Here is a 19,993-nt window from a genome sequence, read left to right as displayed (position 1 = left end):
ATCTAGGAAACCGGCAATCAACAATTAATTAGTAAATATGACTAAAGAAACCGTTGATAACGTCAAAGCCTATTTACAAGAAATTGGCCGCACTCCCTTGTTAAATGCACAACAAGAAATCGAACTGGCCACTCAAGTTCAAAAAATGATGGCTTTAATAGACAAAGAGAACCCTACCCCAGAAGAAAAACGCATTATTCAACAAGGGAAACGCGCCAAGCGCAAAATGATTAATGCAAATTTACGTTTAGTGGTATCCATTGCTAAAAAATATCAAAGACGTGGCTTATCTTTTCTCGATTTGATTCAGGAAGGGAGTATCGGATTAATTCGAGGGGTAGAAAAGTTTGATCCCTCCAAAGGTTATAAATTTTCCACTTACGCTTATTGGTGGATTCGTCAAGCTATGACCCGTGCCATCGCCGACCAAAGTCGTACCATTCGTTTACCGAGTCATCTCACAGAAAGTCTCAACAAACTTAAAAGAGTGACTCGTCAACTGACCGGAGAATTAGGGAGAAGACCCACAGAACAAGAATTAGCAAACGCGCTTGAGTTGTCTCTTCATGAATTACACGCTATCCGCCAAGCCGATCATCGTACTCGCTCTTATAGTTTAAACATGAAAATGGAGGATGAGCAAACAGAGCTAGAAGAACTTTTGGCAGATAATTCAGAAACGCCTAATGATTTTGTTGCTCAAATCGAATTAAGATCGATGGTGGATGAACTGCTGGAAAGTTTACCGCCTCGCCAGCAAGAAATTATTGCTCTACGCTATGGACTAAAAAACGGTAGACAAATGAGTTTAGAAGAGGTCGGTAACTACTGTAATCTTAGCCGCGAACGAGTCAGACAACTTCAAAATAGGGCAATGAGAACTTTAAAATATAAAGCTTTTAAGCTCAAAAATTTAGCTGTATAAATTAAAGATTTTGCAAGATAAGGGAGTTTTAATCAAATAAACTCTCTTTTCTTGTAAGGTAAAAAGACAAAAGAAACATTAATCCGGATTAAGTTAAATCTTCTACTTGCCCATGTAAACTGCATCCAGCAAAATTTTAAAAACATTGGCTTTAATTGCACGTTCAACCGCTTGGTAGGTAATTAAATCACCAATATCTAAAATGACATTTCCTTGCTCATCAAAAATGACTTGGATTACTGGATATCCCAAAATATCTTGAATCACTCCTTGTGGTACTGACAGATGAGTAGAATTATTTGATGAGTTTTCCTCCCTCAGATTTAGTTTATACTTTGTTACGCTTTTAGGCTCCTTATGATTAGAGTTACGGGTGTTACTGTGCTGTTTTAAGCTTAGATAGGTTTGGGCTATATCTTGATTGTGCAAAATCGGCTACCTCCTTTAACCTCCTTATTGATCTTTAATAAATTAATTTTTAATAATATCATTTTTATTGGTTTTTAAATATCAATTTATTTTAAAAAACTCATCTATTGAAAAATAAACTTTGTAATAGTTTCTAATTAAAGAATAACTAAGCCTTGTTTTTTCTCAATCATTCTCAAGAAAGAATTGAGAAAATTATTTCTTTAGATATAAAAGTTTTTTTGTCTTTTTAATATTTTCATGTTTTTTTTGGGAGGGTCTCTCTCTTAAGTTAGATAAATTTTTTGAATCTATCTGTCTTAAGATATATTTTTAAGAGGAGATTTAGACCGGAAACCTACTTTAGATAGATAAAAATCTTGATGGGCTAGGTGTTCTAGACTTAGGATTGAAAGCTTATCCTTAAATCGAAAGAAACAACTAATCAATTTATCTCTTGAGTTCTTGATATAGAAGTAAATATATAAATCTGATTACAATTTAACCCCAAAGAGAGAGGACAGTTAAGTTTTAAGTAAATACCATTTAAAAGAAAATACCATTTTAAAATTAAAAAAAATCTTTTTTTTCAACAAAATCTATCATCAATAACTGTATCAAATCCTATGAATGAAGTAATGAAAACCATTAGAACGAGTTTACAAGAAATTTTGGCTAGTGGAATAAAAATGCTTCCGGGTTTACTCACTGGCATAATCATCATTATGCTAACCGCCTATGCCGCCAAATTTACGCAATCCCTATCTAATCGGGTAGGACACCGTACCCTTCGCAGTCAATCTTTACAAATATTATTTTCTAAAACCTCTTATGTAATGACTTGGGTAACGGGTGTTATTTTTGCCTGTGTGGTCGCTTTTCCTAGTTTAAGATTAGGAGATATCATCGCCACTCTAGGATTAGGTTCAGTCGCTATAGGATTCGCCTTTCAAGATATTTTTAAAAACTTTTTAGCCGGTGTTCTGATCTTAATACAAGAACCTTTCCGTATTAGCGATCAAATTATTGTTGGTGATTATGAAGGGACAGTGACTCAAATTAATATTCGTACTACAGAAATTGCCACTTATCAAGGAGAAAAAATTTTGTTGCCTAATTCTACTGTTTTTACCAGTGCCGTACAAGTCAGAACAGCGTTAGGCAAACGTAGAACAGATTTAGCATTGGGAGTAGATTATAATACTTCTTTATCTGAGGCTAGAGAAATTTTACAGCAAACTCTTCAACAGGTAAACGGCGTTCTTCCTGATCCAAAACCTGATATTGATATAGTCGCTTTTGGGGAAAGTTCGATCGATTTAATTGCTCGTTATTGGACACTTCCTCAACAACAGATTGTTAGAAGAACCCAAACTCGAGCCATTTTAGCAATTAAAGAAGCTTTTGATCAGGCAAAAATTAATATTCCCTATCCGATTCGCACTCTGTACTTTTATAATCAGGATAAAACTCTCGATTCCCTGCCCGCTTCTAATGGACATTCGATGAACTTAAAACGATAAGGAAACTGCTGACTATGATTAAAATGATTAATTGAATACTATGAGAGAAATGCTAACTCGACTCAAATCATAGTTAATCAAATAATCAAAAAAATCATAGTTAATCATCACAAAAATCATCATTAAACTTAGCCAACTAGCCCAGACCGTAAAGCTCTTACTGCCGCTTGAGTGCGATCATTAACACAGAGTTTATTAAGAATATTTCGTACATGAGTTTTAACGGTTCCTACGGTAATATAGAGTTTTTCAGCAATTTGAGCATTATTACAACCGGCAACAATTAACTCTAATACATCTAATTCTCGATCAGTTAAAGGGTCGTTTTCGATCAGTTTTGCGTATTCATCGTCAACGCCTTCAATTTTAACGCTCTTTTGCGGCTCAGCCGGAACGGTTTCAGGAACTTTTTGAACAGTAGCGGAAGTCAAAGCATCTCTTCTAGCTTGCTTAAGAACAATTCGCGCGATCGCTGGATCAATCCAAGTATTTCCTTCATGGGTGGCTTTAATTGCTTGAACTAAATTGTCTAAACTGACATCTTTGAGAGCGTAAGAATCTGCTCCAGCCGCAAAAGCCGCCATAACTGAGTCCTCAGTCTTGTGCATGGTCAAAATTAATACCTTGCTTCGCAGTTCTTCTCCTTCGGGGCTTGAGTGTTTCAGATTTTGTGTTACCTCAATGCCATCTATATCAGGTAAACCAATGTCAACAACCGCCACATCGGGTTGAGTCGCTCTGATGACTTTTAAAGCTTCCCGCCCATTGGCGGCTTCACCCACTAAGGTAATGTCCTGATTCTGTTGTAGAGCAGCACACAAACCTACGCGGCTTAGATCATGATCTTCGACTAAAACTACACGAATTTTGTCCATATTGAGTCACTTATTAGCTAGGAGAAGCTACAACTTTGAATGATAGGTCATTAATCCATAGCCAATTTTGCCCACTGGAGAATGAGCTATATCTTGATTATTATTGATCAATGACTATTTATTTAATTTGCTTACAGTATTCTAGAGGAATGATGCAAAATCGGTCATCCATCTTTCGGCACAATACACCTAACTTCTAACTTTGTTATCCTCGAATAGGACAGCCTAATGCTGGCCTAACTCATCCCTATAGCCTATAGATTTAAGCACGAACAGTCAGTAAAATTGTTGATAAAGGCTATTCAATTTTCATTTTAGCAATAAAAAAGCTATTTCAGATTTTTTAAGCATGATTTTGAGGGTTACTCAGAACTCATGATTAATAAATTTGTCAAGGCGCAAGTAGTAGCGCCCCTATTAATCACTAGACCTCTTGCATAAGAAAAATGCTATTCCAAAGAGAAAAAAAGGGAAAAGGTTAAAGGGAAAAAAGTAGTACGGGTGCTTGGGTGGGTGCCCTTTCCCCCAATCCCCACTTCTGCAAGAAGTCTACTACAGATGAACAATGAGGTGATACTGTTGATTCCAGAAGGACGTGATTTAACAGACAGCAAAGCATTACAAGAAAAACTGCGAGAATGCGAAGAACGTTGGCAATTGGCGGTTCAAGTAATAGAACACGGCCATTTCGATTGGAATATTTTGAGCGGAGAAACCTATCAATCTCCGAAATTAAAAGCCATGCTCGGTTATGATGACCATGAAATCAGTAATGATTATCATCAGTGGCAAAGCTTAATTCATCCAGAAGACCTCCACTTAGTGAATGAAAAAATACGAGCTTATCTTGAGCGGAAAAGTCCTCATTATGTGGCTGAATACCGAATGCGCTGCAAAAATAACACTTATAAATCGATTTTAGCCACAGGACAGGCGAAATGGGATGACAACGGCCAAGCCGTTCGTATGGTGGGGTTTTATCAAGACTTGAGCCAACAAAAACAAGTGCGTGCCGAAATGGAGCCGCTCAACCCGGCCTTAGAAACAGGACAAAGCTTAAGCTTTAAGGGGCTATTTCAAGATATTGTCGAAAATATACAAATGGGGTTGCTGGTTTGGCATTTAGAAGATCCCAACGACTTAGAAAGTTTCCGCCTGATAGCCGCTAACCCGGCAGCGAATCAACTAATTGGGAAACCGTTAGAAAATTGTCTTGGCCAGCGTTTTGTTCAATGTTTTCCCAGAGCTTTTACAGATAATTCTGTCATCATTGAAGCTCATGCAGAAGTGATTCGGACTCGGCAAGCTCAAGCGATTCCTAAATTTAGTTATACTCAAAAGGATGAGCCGTCGAAAATATTAACGCTTAAGCTTTTTCCTCTGCCGAATAACTGTGTCGGTACGGCTTTTGAAGATATTACCCAACAGCGACAAACCGAAAAAGCCCTCGTGGAAAGTACCCGACGATATCGCTTAGTGGTTAATAGCGTCAAAGAGATCATTTTTCAAACCGATCTGAGCGGATGTTGGTCTTTTCTCAATCCCGCTTGGACCGAAATTACCGGTTATACCGTAATGGAAAGTCTCAATTGCCACTTTAGCAATTTTATTTTTGCCCCCGAAGACCAACAACATTGTCAAGAAATGTTTCAAGCCTTAATTAAGGGAGAACAAGAGATCTTTCAGGCTGAATTTCGTTGTCAAACTCGAGATGGTAACTTCCGTTGGTTAGAAATGACCGCTCAACTCCATCAAGATGAGGAATCTGACACCTACTTAGGCGCATTAGGCACCATTAATGATATCACTGAACGCAAGCGCACAGAGGCGATTTTACAAGCCCGTGCCGGCGAATTGACACGCTTAAATGCGGTTTTATTGGCGACAACGGCACAATTAGAGAAGCGCAACCAAGAACTGGATCAGTTTGCCTATGTGGCTTCCCATGACCTCAAAGCCCCTTTACGAGCCATTGCTAATCTTTCTGTCTGGATCGAAGAAGACATTAAAGATCAGCTAGACGAAGACACTCGCCATCAGATGGAACTGTTACGGGGACGGGTTCATCGGATGGAAGCTTTAATTAATGGTCTATTACAATATTCTCGGGTGGGGCGGCTCAAAGGCCAAACAGAAGTCATCAATGTAGGAGAACTTTTAACAGAAATTGTAGACTCTCTTGCGCCACCCTCAGAGTTTAGGATAGAAATTGTCGAGCCAATGCCTACCCTCGTGACGGAATCTTTTCCCCTACGACAAGTCTTGACAAATTTAATTAGTAATGCTCTAAAACATCATCATAATAATGAAGGAAATATTCAGATTTCAGTAGAAGAAAAAGAAGAATTCTACCAATTTTCCATCACCGATGATGGGCCGGGAATTGATCCCCAATATCATGAAAAAATATTTGGAATTTTTCAGACCCTAGAAGCCCGAGATAAAACTGAAAATACCGGCATCGGACTGTCCATCGTCAAAAAAACTGTAGAAAGTCAAAAAGGGAAGATTTGGGTAGACTCAAAGCTTGGTGATGGTACAACCTTTCGCTTTACTTGGCCGAAAACATCAATCTCTATCCATTGAAAGATAGGCATTCCACCTGTTAGCCGAGCAATTTATACTATAGACAAGTTAAAATATCAATAAGATTAATATATGTATAATATATTCCAGTCGGCTAACGACCTTTTTAACTAACTCAATGGAAGAAAAAGTGATTCATATTCTGCTTGTGGAGGATGATGAAGTCGATGTAATGAACGTTAAGCGGGCTTTTAAAAAAAATGCTATTACCAACCCTCTGTATACAGCAGAGAATGGAATAGAAGCTCTGTGCCTGCTACGTTCCCGAGACGGTAAACCCCCTGTTGTGCCTCAACAACGCCGTCTAATCCTACTAGATTTAAATATGCCTAAAATGAGCGGGATTGAATTTTTACAGGCATTACGAGCCGATCCTGACCTCAAAAAGATTCCTGTAATTGTTCTGACAACCTCAGATGATGAAAAGGACATGGTAGAAGCTTATAACCTAAATGTCGCTGGTTATATTCTTAAACCCGTGACTTTTTCGAAATTTTCTCAGGTGATCGCTACACTCAATCATTATTGGGCACTGTGCGAGATGCCTTAAGCTAAGACTCATAACACCATAACTCATCCGCTTAGTTTTTCAAAAAAACCGAATCCTCCTAAAAATCCGAGTTTTAAACGCTTCTGCCATCAGCACTGCATTTAAAGCAGGAGCCAGACTTGCTCTTACAGCTTCATCCTTTTGCTTGAACCGAAAATTGAGCGGCGTGACGGCCTACTGTAGGCCTTGTGGGAACTTCTCTACCTCTGAGAGATTAACTCTATAGAAATGCTATATAAGCGGCTTTTATCTTCTCTCTCTCAAGATAGACCCTGATACAGCTATATGTAGATGATTATAAAATTAACTAAAATTATTAAGACCTGAGCGGACTCGACTATGGGGTAATTCATCTTTATTTTTAGTCAGACAATATCAGCATCGCCATAAATTGAGGATAAAATTGCTAACCAACAAGGGGACAAGATATAGATGAGGGATGAAACCACAGCCTTAACAATATTGCTTATTGATGATGATGAAGTCGATCGCATGGCCGTCCGTCGCGCCCTCAAAAAAGCTGGTGTGGCTGCTCAATTTTATGAAGCTACCGATGCTGAAGAAGCCCTCGAACTCGTCAGTGAAACCACTTTTGACTGTATTTTTCTCGATTATCGTCTGCCGGATTATGATGGACTTGATCTCATTAAGCAGTTCAAAGCGATGGGAATACAAGTTCCCTTAATTGTTTTGACAGGCCAAGGAGATGAGCAAATTGCCGTTGAGATGATGAAAGCGGGTGCATCTGATTATCTTTCTAAGTCTAGAGTCTCTTCGGAAACTCTCTCTCAAACCTTACGCAATGCCCTTCGGGTTTATCAAGCAGAACAGGAGGCAGCGCAAGCCAATTTAAAGTTGAGGGAAACAAATGAACTCCTAAAGGAGCAGAACCAAAAACTTGAAAGGCAAAGGCGACAAATTGAACTGCAAAACGAACAACTTCAAGAAACGTCTCGGCTAAAATCTCAATTTTTGGCGACTATGTCCCATGAATTACGTACTCCCATCAACGCCATCATGGGCTTTTCACAAATGTTACTGCGTAAATACCCTGAACCCCTGACTTGTGCCCAAACTGACCTAGTTCAACGGATTTTTGACAATAGCAAAAATTTGCTCACTTTGCTCAATGATGTCTTACATTTTTCTAAAATTGAAGCAGGGAAGTTACTTTTACATCCCACTGAATTAGACCTTAAACAGCTAACGGTTCTCACCACCGAAGAACTTCGCTCTCTGGCAGTCAGCAAAAACCTCAGCTTACAAATTAAAGTTGAATTGGAAAATCCCCAAATTGTCAATGATCAAAGCTGTTTGAGGCGAATTTTAGTCAATTTACTTTCAAATGCCATTAAGTTTACAGAAAGTGGTGGAGTGTGGGTTAATGTATGGGAGATGCGGCCAGATTGGCTGGCTATCGCTGTTAAAGATACAGGGATAGGCATTGCCGAGGAACAATTAGAACATATCTTTGAAGTTTTTCGTCAGGCCGATCAAACTCTCACCCGTAAATATGGAGGAACTGGTTTAGGACTAGCTATCTCAGAGTCATTAACTAAAATGATGCAAGGAAAAATCTCTGTTACCAGTGAACTTGGTAAAGGCTCGATTTTTCAAATAGAATTTCCCAGAAAAATTAACAGCTAATATAAAATGTCTCAGTCTTTAGTTTATCTACAAAACTATATTCTGGCAGTGGATGACAATCCAGATAACCTCTTTTTAATTAAGTTGGCACTTGAACAAGAAGGTTATAAAGTTCATTTAGTTGAAGATGGTCTAACGGCTTTAGCCCAAATTCAATACTCCCCCCCGGATTTGATTTTATTAGATGTCATGATGCCAGGAATAGACGGCTTTGAAGTAACTCGCCGTATTCGTCAAAATCCTAATATTCCTTTCATTCCTATTTTGTTAATTACGGCTTATGAAGAACCGAGTTTAATTCAAGGTTTAGATGTCGGGGCTGATGAGTTTATTCGTAAACCGATTCAGATTGATGAGTTACAAGCTAGAGTGCGTTCTCTTTTACGCCTTAAGCAAAGTATCGATCAGCGTGAAAATTTTGTGTCTTGTTTAACTCATGATCTGCGGACTCCTTTGTTAGCGGCTAATCGGATGCTATCTTTATTACAACAAGGGGTGTTTGGCTCCGTCACCGAGCCAATGGATAAGGCGGTCGCTAATATTATTAAAAGCAATGATAATCTCTTAAGTATGCTAAATACTCTTTTAGAGGTTCATTGTTATGAAGAAGGACAAAAAATTCTCAGTTTTATTCCTTTTAATTTTTCGGAAATTTTAGAGGAAGTTATTGCTGAACTCTCTCCCTTGGCTCAGGAAAAAGGATTAGAATTGAGCTTAAAAAATGAGACTAAGTTTGAAGAAATTACCGGGGATCGCCTAGAAATCCGAAGAGTTTTAACCAATGTCATTGGCAATGCTATTAAGTATTCTGATGAGGGTTCGGTTAAAGTTACTATCAGTGAATCTGAGCGTGAGGAGAAAGAGATCATTATTGAAGTAGAAGATACAGGAATTGGCATTCCTCCCGAGCAACAGACGCAAATTTTTGAACGATTTCGTCAAGGAAATAATAAGCGTTCCGGTAAAGGTTTAGGCTTATATTTGTGTTATCAAATTGTTAAAGCTCACCGAGGAACTATTACCGTTAAATCAGAGTTAAATCAAGGCAGTTTGTTCACAATTCGTTTACCCGTTACTCATTAAAGTTTTTGCCTCTTACCTGATTTAGTGACAGGGTGTGCTACCAGAATCAGTGAAGGTTTTTCCCGCTTCTGGGATAAATTGCCAAGAGTAGCTCTTAGGCTCTAAACTCAACATCAGAACGCCATAGGTGTCATTGTTGCGAACTTCGCTATTGGGTTGGATGTTTCTAAAATGATATAAATTTTTGCCGCCTGTTCCCACCACAAACTCACGAATACCCCGACTAGCATCAGGTTGACCATTGGGAGATTGGGGAGCAAATCTTTCATAGTTGTGGTCATGCCCGTTGAGAATTACCTCTACGCCCGCCGCATAAAGGTCTTGCCAAAAGGCCTTATAGCTGGAATCATTGCCATGTTCTCCCGAGGAAAAACGCGGCTGATGCCAGTAGGCTAAGCTACAGAGATTTTTATGCGCGGCTAGGTCAGCTTTTAACCACTTTTCTTGAGGCGAACCGGACTCACATCCCCCCACTTGAGAACAGTTAGCATTTAACGCAATCATATGCCACTGGCCAAGGTCGTAACTATAATAACCTTTTGATGAATCGCCAGCAGCTACCCCAAAATATTTATAATAACCATTAGCACCAGCAGTAACATATTCATGATTACCAACAACGGGATGAGAAATATTTTTAACCCGTCCCCAACTGGGAGCATAAGATTTTTCAAAGGCTGAAAATGCCCCGGTTTCATACTGAGTATCTCCAAGGGGAAGAACCGCCGTTAACTTAGCTTTGAGCAATATATCCGAAGTGGCTTTTTGATGGCAGTTGTTACTGGTACCATTCCCGTCTCTGTAGTAGAGACTGGTAGGAGAGCAAGCAATATCACCCGCAGCCGCAATAATTGGATGGCCATTGCTTTGAGTTAATTTAATTTCAATCTCTTTAACTTCTGCTGTTTTGACGGCTTGAAATTGCATTAGACCTATATAGATGACGGATAATAAACTAATGCTTGCTAGTATTAAAATCTTTAAAACCTTATTCATAAATTTCCAAAAAATGATGAATAGATCCTAACAAGGATGACTAATGACTAATACTAAGTACCTGGACATAAATATTGTATTTGGTGGGAAGGGAGCGCGGATCAAAACTTATCTCTTTTTCATGAAAATCATCCCCGCGCCTAACCCACCCTACGAATCCTAATGACTAATGACTAATAACTATTTTCTCGGACAAGAAAGGGGTTGAGTAAGGGGTGGGGAAAGAGGTTTTTTCAAAGTTGAACGCCATCGTAAAAATTGATTAATTCCAATTCCTGAAGCCACAATAGTATCTGAATTACTCGCCGCATATCGGACGAGGCCATTAATTCCGACTAAACGCCCTTGCTCATCTAAAATACCCCCTCCACTCATACCGGCTCTAATCAAATTATTATAAGTAATAGAGTATCCTTGAGACAGTTTTGAGTTAATTTCTGTAATTTCTCCTTGAGAACCAAAAAAAACTAGACTTCGTAGCACATCACCCACATAAGTCCATCCACTCACATAGACGTTTTGTCCTGGGGTAAGTTTGTCAGAATTACCTAACTGAGCAACCCGATAAGATAAAGCGCTAGTCAGAGGAATAACCGCTAAATCTAAACCAGCAATCTTATTAATAGTAGAAGACACAATACTATAACATTTTCGATCAGGAGTAGCCACAAGATAACTGCCTGGCTGCTGTACTACATGAGCATTTGTTAAAATATAATAAGTTTTTCCCTGACGCTCAACAAATACCCCAGTTCCTACAGACGAACGTCCTTCGAGGCGAACAGTAATATCTTGAGCAATTTTTTCTATAGCCTGGGGAAAAGCCTTTGCCGCTTTTACTGAAAAAAATAAACAAGCAAGCCCAAGGAAAACGGCCGGAGTAAATCGAGTATAGATCATTTGAAGCCTAAACTTTGCAACAGATCAGACAGATCTTTAATAACTCCAATGCTATCTTGAATCAAGCTATGTCTTAATGTCAACTTAGTTTTTACTCGTTACAGTTAAAATTGAAATCGCTCCTAGGAGTTATAGATGTCCAAAACTTTACTTGAACAACTTCGGGAATATACCATCGTCGTTGCAGATACCGGAGATATCAAAGCCATAGAAACTTATACCCCCCGCGATGCCACTACTAACCCCTCATTAATTACGGCTGCGGCACAAATGCCCCAGTATCAGGATATTGTCGATGATACCCTCACAAAAGCCCGGGCAGAACTCGGCCAAAATGCACCAGCAACAGAAGTGGTTACTTTAGCCTTTGATCGCCTGGCGGTTTCTTTTGGATTAAAAATTCTTGAAATCATCCCCGGACGAGTTTCAACAGAAGTTGATGCGCGTTTATCCTATGATACTGAGGCAACGGTTGCTAAGGCTCGTTTTCTCATGTCTCAATATGAAGCGGCAGGAATTTCTCGGGATCGCGTCTTAATCAAAATTGCTTCTACTTGGGAAGGAATTAAAGCCGCCGAAATTTTGGAAAAAGAAGGCATTCATTGTAACTTAACCCTACTGTTTGGACTTCATCAAGCTATCGCTTGTGCCGAAGCCGGTATTACCCTGATTTCTCCTTTTGTGGGACGGATCTTAGACTGGTATAAAAAGGAAACTGGCAAAGATTACACCGGGGCTGAAGATCCGGGGGTACAGTCTGTTACTAAGATCTACAACTACTATAAGAAATTTGGTTACAAAACTGAAGTTATGGGCGCAAGTTTCCGCAATATTAGCGAAATTTGTGAGTTAGCGGGCAGTGATTTGTTAACGATTTCTCCCCAATTGTTAGAACAGTTGAAAAATACTCAAGCAGAATTACCCCGTAAGCTAGATCCCGAAAAAGCAGCGAGTTTGGATCTTGAAAAAATTTCCCTAGATCGCGAAACTTTCGATAAAATGCACGCTGAAGATCGTATGGCTTATGAGAAGCTCGATGAAGGCATTACAGGGTTTACTAAAGCTTTAGAAGTTTTGGAACACCTATTAGCTGATCGTTTGGCTCGTCTGGAAGGAGAGGAAAAGGTTGATCATGCTGCTCATGAAATTTTTGGGGTCTATGACCTTGATGGCGATGGGTTTATTACTCGCGAAGAATGGGCCGGTACAGATGCGGTTTTTGATGCCCTAGATAGTAACCATGATGGCAAAATTAGCGCTGATGAAATTGCTGCCGGTTTGGGTGCGGCTCATCGTTTAGCGGCTGTGGGTTAATACTTTTTTTCCCTTACCCTGAAGGGTAGGACTATACGAACAAAGCCCGCCTACGCGGGCTAATTTATGTAGATTGTAGGTTGAGCTTAAAAGTCTTAATTCTTTAAAGATAATTTTTTGAAAAAAAGCTTGATTTATTTACCGTTTGCTGGTTTTTTTCTCAAGAAACATCTACCCCTAGAGATAGAGTTGTAAAGAAATATTTCATTTTATCCTGATCTTGTAAGAAGCTTAAAGTTATTGAAAATTAAGCTATTCATAACAAGGAAAGATATTAATGATCGTCAATTTAACTCAACAAGGTTGGGAAGTCATTTACCATCGCGCTCATGCTTTATTAGCCGCTCAACTTGGGGGACAATGGGATAAATCTAAAGTGCCGACTCGCTTTTTTGAAACCCTGGCAGCTATTTCTCACCACGATGACTTAGAGATAGAATGGCAAGATGCTCAGTTAACTGAAGCCGGAGCGCCTTTAGACTTTACCCTGGGTTTAGTAACTTCTAACGACATCATTAAAAAACTCAATAAATTGATTGATGGGGCCCAACATCGAGGGCGATGGGTCGCCATGCTGGTTTCTATGCACGTTTGCTTTCTTAACCAAGGTCAATGGGAAGCCTCTGATGAGTGGAACGAGTTTCTCACCCTTCAAGTTAATAAACAACAAGCTTGGCGAGAAGCATTAGGAATTGATAAAGACGAAGCCGAACAAGTTTATCAATTTTTGCAATGGTGTGATCGCCTGTCGTTAATTTTATGTATGAAAAGTTTACCAGCAGACCAAAGAGCCTTAGAAATTACTTCTAGATTTAATCATCAGCGATATGATGTCAGAGAAATCAATGGATATGTCAATGTCGAACCCTGGCCCTTTGAAAAAGAACAGTTTAGCGTCAATGTAGAAGCTTGTACCCTGGAGCAATTAAAGTTTGAGAGCAATGAGGAGCTAAAAGAAGCCCTTCAAAAAGCACCCATTAAGGTTCTAGAGTGGCAATTTTCTAAATCTGTGTAAAAATTCAGCACATTCCCTAACTCCTTCTTTGATCGAAGAGGGGGAATTTTTCTCTCAATAAATAAATTTAGTTAATGTAAAATAATAATTTTAATTTAAATATTTAATAATGTTAAATTATACACTAAATATAGCATCATCTATAACATCGATAATTTACCATCTATCTTAAGAAGTAACTTAAAGCCAAAATTTTGATTTCTCTCAATAGAGTTCAACATCACAAATAAGCTTTGGAGAGCTTCTGTTTTTGACTAAGCAATAAATCTGGAACAACGGAACCAAAAATATGAAAAATACTACTCAAGTTTGGACGCTTTTGGCCTCTCTTGTGGGAGGAGCTTTGATAGGAATGCCTGCCGCTCAGGCTGCCTCATACAATAGCTCTTTTGTCACACCTGTAAATCCCATACCCGGGGCAGGAATTCCCACTCCAAAACAAGTTCCAGGCAAAGAATATGCTGATTCTCCCAATAAAGATCAAAATGGAGCCGCCGATGCGGGACAAAGTTTGCTTTGGGATGGTAATGGTGGCGTAGCAGATGGCTTTGACTTTGGAGACCAAGAAGTAGACGCACTTGCCAACTACGGTGATGCCTTATTCTATGAGGTGATCCACAATCAAGCCGCATTGTTATTTTCAACCACTGGCGATGGAGTGGCCCCTATTTTGTCTGAAAGTATCACGGGTGTTGGTGCAGTTTGGGCTACAGCCGCTCAAATTGACGCTAATGGGGTTAATGACTTAGACGGTTTAGAAGTTTGGGGTCCCGAGGGAGTGCCTGACGCAAATCGCTATTCACTGCTAAGAGAGATCCTAATGGTATATCGGTGTATGCTTTGGGCGGAACACCACTAATTACTACTTTAGAAATTGCCACCGCCATTGGCAGACCCGATCTGGAAAGTCAAATTGATCTTGACGCTTTAATGGTATCAGAACCATCAATTTTATTTAGTATCAGACCTATAGATAACGAATATGATGGAGGGGAAATTTGGCATTGGGACACGAACAACAAGGCACTGGGTGCTGCCCAATTCTTAAATCATGGTGGTCACCTCTGGAATACAGCTTTTAAGGTTCAAGAAACCTTTGGCACTATTAGTGAAAACGTAGATGGTTTAGAAGCTGTCGCCACACCTGAACCCATGACGATTTTAGGCGTAGCAACCACTTTAGGATTCGGTACGTTTTTCAAGCGTCAAAAGAAAAATTCTCCAAAAAAATAAACAGCTAATTTAATTACCCATTTTATTGGCTCCTCCCCTCAGTTTCAGTAAAAGCTAGGGGGAGAACCTCAAAAAATTTCAACAATTCCCTTTGCGCCATCAATTCTAACTCGTTGACCATCGCGCAAAAGATGAGTCGCATTATGCACATCCATAAACATTAAAGTCCTAGAGTGGCAATTGTCTAAATCTGTGTAGAAAATTCAGCACATTCCCTAACTCCTTCTTTGATCGAAGAGGGGGAATTTTTCTGTCAATAAATAGTTTTATCTAAAATATTTTATAATTATAATTTAAATATTTAATAATGTTAAATTATACACTAAATCTAGCACCATCTATAACATCGATAATTTACCATCTATCTTAAGAAGTAACTTAAAGCCAAAATTTTGATTTCTTTTAATAGAGTTCAACATCACAAATAAGCTTTGGAGAGCTTCTGTTTTTGACTAAGCAATAAATCTCGAAGAACGGAGCCAAAAATATGAAAAATACTACTCAAGTTTGGACGCTTTTGGCCTCTGTTGTAGGAGGAGCTTTGATAGGAATGCCTGCCGCTCAGGCTGCCTCATACAATAGCTCTTTTGTCACACCTGTAAATCCCATACCCGGGGCAGGAATTCCCACTCCAAAACAAGTTCCAGGCAAAGAATATGTTGATTCTCCCAATAAAGATCAAAATGGAGCCGCCAATGCTGGACAAAGTTTGCTTTGGGATGGTAACGGTGGCGTAGCAAATGGCAATGACTTTGGAGACCAAGAAGTAGACGCACTTGCCAACCACGCTGATGCCTTATTCTATGCGGTTATCCACAATCAAGCCGCATTGCTATTTTCAACCGAAGGCGATGGAAGGGCCCCTATTTTGTCTGAAAGTATTACGGGCGCTGGTGCAATTTGGGCTACAGCCGCTCAAATTGACGCTAATGGGGTTAATGACTTAGACGGTTTAGAAGTTTGGGGTCCCGAGGGAGTGCCTGACTCAGATCGCTATTCACTGGTAGGAGATCCTAATGGTATATCGGTGTATGCTTTGGGCGGAACACCACTAATTACTACTTCCCAAATTGCCGCCGCCATTGGCAGACCCGAGCTTGAAAGTCAAATTGATCTTGACGCTTTAATGGTATATGAACCACTATCAACCATCTTATTCAGTATCAGACCGATAGATAACGTATTTGATGGTGGGGAAATTTGGACCTGGAATGGAGTGGGTGCTGCCCAATTCTTAAATCATGGTGGTCACCTCTGGAATACAGCTTTTGATGTTCGAGGAACCTTTGGCACTACCAGTGAAAACGTAGATGGTTTAGAAGCTGTCGCCACACCTGAACCCATGACGATTTTAGGCGTAGCAACCTCTTTAGGATTCGGTACGTTTTTCAAGCGTCAAAAGCAAAATTCTTCAAAAAAATAAACAGCTAATTTAATTACCCATTTTATTGGCTCCTCCCCTCAGTTTCAGTAAAAGCTAGGGGGAGGATTTTCAAACAATTTCAACAATTCCCATTGCGCCATCAATTCTAACTCGTTGACCATCGCGCAAAAGATGAGTCGCATTATGTACATCCATTACCGCCGGAATCCCGTACTCTCTAGCAATAATAGCACCATGAGACAAACGGCCGCCTACCTCTGCAATCAGTCCTCCGGCTCGGGCCAGCACCGGCGACCAACCTGAATCCGTATAAGGTACAACTAAAATAGTCTCTTGATTAATGTCTGTAAGATTTTGAAAGTTGGTGAGAATTTTGACTCGTCCTTCGGCCTGTCCGGCACTTGCGCCAATGCCTCTGAGTTGTTGCTTGGGAGTAATGCTTGAACTGGCTAATAATTCCGAATTGGGAGGATTGCCATAAATAACGAAGGGAATTTGAGCGAGTTTTTGATTTTGTTGCCATTGACTCTTTCTAGATTCAATTAATTGAGGCATTTTTTCCCTTAATTGCGGGTCGGTTTCCGAAATTACAGCACGAATCTCAGCAAATTCCAGAAAAAAGATGTCTCCAGGTTGAGAAAGTATTTCAGCCGCTAACCAAATTTTTTCGATAGCCAGAAAACGCCAGCGTAAATGAGCCAAAAGTTGAGAATAAATTTCTGTCACTTGCGCTTTTAAATTTAATCTTTCTTGAAGTGACTTAGTTTTCCAACTGGGATGAGATAGTAAGTTTTGAGGCGTTGTGGGGGTAGTGCCATCATCTTCTAAGAAAAACTGACTAAACAGTTCTCGCATCGGTTGAGGATTTTCTTGCCAACGCGGAACTGCAATATCAGTAGCCACTTCACTTAAATAACCATAGCGATTTAACCACTGTCCAAACCGTTGTAAAATATTTTCTCCGTCCGGAATTTCCGCTAAATGAGCAAATAAAGAAGCACCTCGCTCAATATTTAAACCCTGTCTCGGTAACAATTTACGCGCATCATGAGCTAAGGCTTTTAGGGAGCTAACAGAAGCCACTTCTGGAGTTTGAGAATTATCCAACTCTTCTGGAGAGACTTTTAAAATCGCCTGTCGTAAGGCTAAACTCAGAGGAGCCAGAATACTATAGTAAGTTGCCCCCTTGAGAGCATCTAAAATCATTTCTATCTGTCCGAGTAACTCGGGTGCTGAAAACTCTGTCAAAGATTGGCTTTTGAGTTGCTCTAAAGTAGGCGTAAAATAACGTTGGTTATCGCGATTAAATGCGGCTATTAAATTCCTTTCTCGTTGCAGTAGACGTAATAACCCGGGTGTATTGCGGAGGGTAGAAGTCAAGGGAGGTTTACTAAATTGTGCCCCTCGGGTGAGAAATTCTAAGCTTTCGGGGGGTAGTCCCATGCGTCGGAAAATTTTGCCTAATAGTGTCGCATTAAAATAAGCGCGTTGATAGTGAAGGGTTGCGGTTTCTGAGAAGTCTAGATTTTTGGCTCGTTTTCCCAACACCAAACTAAAAATATCTCCCCAAACTCCACAGGTGAGAGGGCAATTGATAGACCAAGTTAAAGGACGAATGACCCCCGGAATCACTTCTGCGGCAATTTTGCGAGTCCAGATGGGTTGTAGCGTGGTAATTGGACGAGCTTGAAGTAACCAGATCTGTTGTCCATCATAACTCCATTCAAGGTCTTGAGGAATGCCGTGATAAAGATCTTCGAGTTCTCTAGCCAGGATAGCCACTGCTTTAATAATACTCGGGGGAATATCACCCTCTTGCCCTTGTTGTATAGTAACCTCTGTATGACCCTCATTTTGAGCAGGGACATCGACATAATACTGTTGAGGGGTCACTCTTCCGGAAACCACTTGAGTCGCTTGTCCGGGTAAGGCTTCTATGACAACACAAGTATTAAGTTGATCCAGAGGGTCTCGACTAAAGGCTACCCCAGAAAATACCCCTGAGATCTGTTTTTGAATTAATACGGCCATCGCATTATCAATTTGCTGTCTATCTTGACGGTACTGTACGGCCAGAGGATGATTATAAGAAGTTTGACAGGCAATAATCGCCTCTTGTAAGGCTTCTCGCTGGGTGACATTGAGAATGCTGGTATATTGTCCCGCAGCCGACGCGGTTTCTGAGTCTTCCCCAATAGCAGAAGACCTTACCACTAGAGGATTAGCCACAGAAGGATTTAAGGCTTCTATTAGGGGTTGAAAATCATCTCCCGGCGGCAGTACCCACCCATCAGGAACAGCATAGCCTAAACGTTTGAGATAGGAAAGTGTGGCGGCTTTTTCTCCGACTTTAGCGGCTTCGAGCTTAGAATTTAGGGTTATGATTGCTTTGTCGCCTCGGAAGAAATCGAACATTTGTTGTGATTGTGGGTTAACGTCACTGTCTGGAAGGTCAAGATCATCCGGAATTTTATGATAAATCCATCCGATCAATCCGGCTAGTAAAAAGGCGGCAATAATATATTCTGTTTGGGTAGAGTGCCGCAGAGCTAAGATTAAGGCAAAGAGAAATAAAATCACTAAACGCCCTGAAGCGCGATCACGGAAAATGGTAAAACTGGTTCCCCCAATTAACAAGGTTAGTGCGGCAGTGACCGGATCATGAACCACAATACCCCAAACGACATTAGTGGTGCCGGCCCCTTTTCCCATCCAATAGCGTCCCATCACTAGGGCCATTAACGCCACTAATTCCCACAAAGACCCAGAGGGAAAAAACTGACGGGCCAGTAATACGGCTAAGATTCCTTTTAAGGCTTCTGAAACTACTGCTAAAATTCCGACAAGGGTTCCCCCATGATAAAAAGCCGCACTTACTGAGACGTTACCGGTTCCGAGTTTAGAGAGTTGTCGTCCAGTCAGGGCGTAAGTTATCCAATTAATCAGAGGTAGTCCACCTAAAAGCGGACATAAAACAAAGATCAGTAGGCAACCCCAAACCTGCAAGAGTGTCATTACCAGATTATAGCGGCTCTTTAATTATCTCTCACCATGATAGCGGCTGATTCGGGATCTGGGTTAACTATCGCCTTTAACGGTTAACGACAAAAGGTTAAAGGGTCAATGACTCATTAATTAGCTTGATGCAAATTTCTTTTTTCCTTATGTAATTTCTAGGAAATTTCCGTAAATTTTTATACGCATAAAAGTTAATTTAAATATCAATTAATTAAATTTTGTAAAATTCAATCTTTAATAGACTTTTTCACTATAAACTAAGATCAAAACAAAAAGTATTGTCTGATACAACAGTCCAAAGCAATAAGCTTAAATACTTTAAAGGAAGAAAATTCCTAAAACTATTCCAGCGCGGTTTTGCATTCATAGGAAAAACCATTATCTATGCTAAGTAATAATTTGGCTCCTGTACAGGGTCAAGGCAAGCTAAAGGGATATTTTGTCAAGCACTTGATAACCATGTTGGGAAAACGCAACATTGAAAACCAAAAAGTAGAATTTAAATCCCAAAGATTCTCCTCCTACTTTTAAGGTAA

General features: G+C 40.0%; 16 protein-coding genes. 11 read left to right on the top strand and 5 right to left on the bottom strand.

Annotated features, from left to right (window positions below):
- The first annotated feature begins 37 nt into the window (after positions 1–37).
- Positions 38–925: a sigma-70 family RNA polymerase sigma factor gene (locus CYAN7822_RS26540; protein ID WP_013325348.1), complete on the top strand. Its 888-nt coding sequence runs from the start codon at positions 38–40 to the stop codon at positions 923–925.
- A gap of 102 nt (positions 926–1,027) precedes the next feature.
- Here the strand turns inward: CYAN7822_RS26540 and CYAN7822_RS26535 are convergent, their stop codons facing one another.
- Positions 1,028–1,354, bottom strand: a complete 327-nt coding sequence (locus tag CYAN7822_RS26535; protein WP_013325347.1) for a hypothetical protein — start codon at positions 1,352–1,354, stop codon at positions 1,028–1,030.
- A gap of 605 nt (positions 1,355–1,959) precedes the next feature.
- Between CYAN7822_RS26535 and CYAN7822_RS26530 the strand changes: the two genes are divergently transcribed.
- Positions 1,960–2,856, top strand: coding sequence for a mechanosensitive ion channel family protein (locus tag CYAN7822_RS26530; protein WP_013325346.1), 897 nt, complete (start codon positions 1,960–1,962; stop codon positions 2,854–2,856).
- Between the two features lie 128 nt (positions 2,857–2,984).
- On the opposite strand, the gene CYAN7822_RS26525 is transcribed toward CYAN7822_RS26530, so the two are convergent.
- Positions 2,985–3,731 carry a response regulator gene (locus CYAN7822_RS26525; protein ID WP_013325345.1) on the bottom strand — a complete coding sequence of 249 codons (747 nt, stop codon included), beginning with the start codon at positions 3,729–3,731 and terminating at the stop codon, positions 2,985–2,987.
- A 558-nt stretch (positions 3,732–4,289) separates the two neighbouring features.
- Here CYAN7822_RS26525 and CYAN7822_RS26520 point away from each other — a divergent pair.
- From CYAN7822_RS26520 to CYAN7822_RS26505, 4 genes are all read left to right on the top strand, one after another.
- On the top strand, positions 4,290–6,317 hold the full coding sequence (locus CYAN7822_RS26520; protein WP_013325344.1) for a PAS domain-containing sensor histidine kinase: 2,028 nt from the start codon (positions 4,290–4,292) through the stop codon (positions 6,315–6,317).
- A gap of 118 nt (positions 6,318–6,435) precedes the next feature.
- On the top strand, positions 6,436–6,867 hold the full coding sequence (locus CYAN7822_RS26515; protein WP_013325343.1) for a response regulator: 432 nt from the start codon (positions 6,436–6,438) through the stop codon (positions 6,865–6,867).
- A gap of 432 nt (positions 6,868–7,299) precedes the next feature.
- Positions 7,300–8,514 carry an ATP-binding response regulator gene (locus tag CYAN7822_RS26510; protein ID WP_013325342.1) on the top strand — a complete coding sequence of 405 codons (1,215 nt, stop codon included), beginning with the start codon at positions 7,300–7,302 and terminating at the stop codon, positions 8,512–8,514.
- Positions 8,515–8,520: 6 nt separating this feature from the next.
- On the top strand, positions 8,521–9,597 hold the full coding sequence (locus CYAN7822_RS26505; RefSeq protein ID WP_013325341.1) for a hybrid sensor histidine kinase/response regulator: 1,077 nt from the start codon (positions 8,521–8,523) through the stop codon (positions 9,595–9,597).
- A gap of 21 nt (positions 9,598–9,618) precedes the next feature.
- Here the strand turns inward: CYAN7822_RS26505 and CYAN7822_RS26500 are convergent, their stop codons facing one another.
- The gene (locus CYAN7822_RS26500; protein ID WP_013325340.1) at positions 9,619–10,593 is read right to left on the bottom strand and encodes a metallophosphoesterase family protein; all 975 of its coding nucleotides are present in this window, start codon (positions 10,591–10,593) and stop codon (positions 9,619–9,621) included.
- A gap of 180 nt (positions 10,594–10,773) precedes the next feature.
- Entirely contained in the window at positions 10,774–11,493 is a 720-nt protein-coding gene (locus CYAN7822_RS26495; RefSeq protein ID WP_013325339.1) for a S1 family peptidase, read from the bottom strand.
- Positions 11,494–11,628: 135 nt separating this feature from the next.
- Here CYAN7822_RS26495 and CYAN7822_RS26490 point away from each other — a divergent pair, with 135 nt between their 5' ends.
- The 5 genes from CYAN7822_RS26490 (at position 11,629) to CYAN7822_RS26470 (ending at position 16,478) form a co-directional block, all read left to right on the top strand.
- Positions 11,629–12,807 carry a transaldolase gene (locus CYAN7822_RS26490; protein WP_013325338.1) on the top strand — a complete coding sequence of 393 codons (1,179 nt, stop codon included), beginning with the start codon at positions 11,629–11,631 and terminating at the stop codon, positions 12,805–12,807.
- 277 nt (positions 12,808–13,084) lie between these two features.
- The gene (locus CYAN7822_RS26485; protein WP_013325337.1) at positions 13,085–13,822 is read left to right on the top strand and encodes a DUF3891 family protein; all 738 of its coding nucleotides are present in this window, start codon (positions 13,085–13,087) and stop codon (positions 13,820–13,822) included.
- A gap of 289 nt (positions 13,823–14,111) precedes the next feature.
- Positions 14,112–14,681, top strand: a complete 570-nt coding sequence (locus CYAN7822_RS26480; RefSeq protein WP_013325336.1) for a hypothetical protein — start codon at positions 14,112–14,114, stop codon at positions 14,679–14,681.
- Positions 14,682–14,752: 71 nt separating this feature from the next.
- On the top strand, positions 14,753–15,055 hold the full coding sequence (locus CYAN7822_RS26475; RefSeq protein ID WP_157871961.1) for a PEP-CTERM sorting domain-containing protein: 303 nt from the start codon (positions 14,753–14,755) through the stop codon (positions 15,053–15,055).
- A gap of 487 nt (positions 15,056–15,542) precedes the next feature.
- Positions 15,543–16,478, top strand: a complete 936-nt coding sequence (locus CYAN7822_RS26470; RefSeq protein WP_013325333.1) for a PEP-CTERM sorting domain-containing protein — start codon at positions 15,543–15,545, stop codon at positions 16,476–16,478.
- 69 nt (positions 16,479–16,547) lie between these two features.
- Here CYAN7822_RS26470 and CYAN7822_RS26465 read toward each other — a convergent pair whose 3' ends face one another.
- Complete coding sequence (locus CYAN7822_RS26465) at positions 16,548–19,454, bottom strand: glycerol-3-phosphate acyltransferase (RefSeq protein WP_013325332.1); 2,907 nt, start codon at positions 19,452–19,454, stop codon at positions 16,548–16,550.
- Between the last annotated feature and the right edge of the window lie 539 nt (positions 19,455–19,993).

The sequence above is a fragment of the Gloeothece verrucosa PCC 7822 genome, from assembly GCF_000147335.1.
GTDB lineage: Bacteria > Cyanobacteriota > Cyanobacteriia > Cyanobacteriales > Microcystaceae > Gloeothece > Gloeothece verrucosa.
The sequence above is the reverse complement of the archived record's forward strand: the minus strand, read 5'-3'. Positions and strand labels throughout refer to the sequence as shown.